Annotated in this window: 1 pseudogene; it reads left to right on the top strand. The window is 61.0% G+C overall.

Features of this window, described 5'->3' with window-relative positions:
- Window positions 1–738 (top strand): annotated as a pseudogene (locus tag J6497_RS42560) (flagellin); the annotation flags it as partial.

Raw genomic sequence — 738 nt, 5'->3', positions numbered from 1 at the left:
ATTCCAAGGATAACCAGGTCCTCAGCATCGCTGCGATCGGCAGCAAGGCGGCTCAGACCATCACCATCGGAACCGGTACCGGTGCGGTGAACACCCTGGACGATCTCAACAAGAAGCTCGCCGACAGCAACCTGGTGGCTTCGCTCTCCAGCGACGGCAAGCTGAGCATCACGACCGCCAATGACGATGCATCGGTCGATCTGACCGGGAAAATCACCGGCACCGCCACGGGTACCAGCGGCCTGCTCGGAACCCTCACCACGACCACTCCGGTCAAGGATGTCAATGCGCAGAACACCCGCGCGGATCTGGTTCGCCAGTACAATATTGTGATCGACCAGATCAAGACGACAGCGCAGGATGCCTCCTTCAACGGCATCAACCTGCTGAACGGCGATCAGCTCAAGCTGGTGTTCAACGAAACCGGCAAGTCGACGCTGACGATCAACGGCGTGACCGACGATCCGGCTGGCCTGGGTCTGGCGTCATTGACTGCCGGGACCGACTTCATCGACAACGACAGCACCCAGAAGGTTCTCACCGCGCTGAACGACGCGTCGAGCACGCTGCGCTCGCAGGCTTCGGCCTTCGGTTCGAACCTGTCGATCGTGCAGATCCGTCAGGACTTCTCCAAGAACCTGATCAACGTGCTGCAGACCGGCTCGTCCAACCTGACGCTGGCCGACACCAACGAGGAAGCGGCCAACAGCCAGGCGCTGTCGACCCGCCAGTCGATCG

The organism is Bradyrhizobium cenepequi, assembly GCF_020329485.1.
Lineage (GTDB): Bacteria > Pseudomonadota > Alphaproteobacteria > Rhizobiales > Xanthobacteraceae > Bradyrhizobium > Bradyrhizobium cenepequi.
The sequence above is the reverse complement of the archived record's forward strand: the minus strand, read 5'-3'. Positions and strand labels throughout refer to the sequence as shown.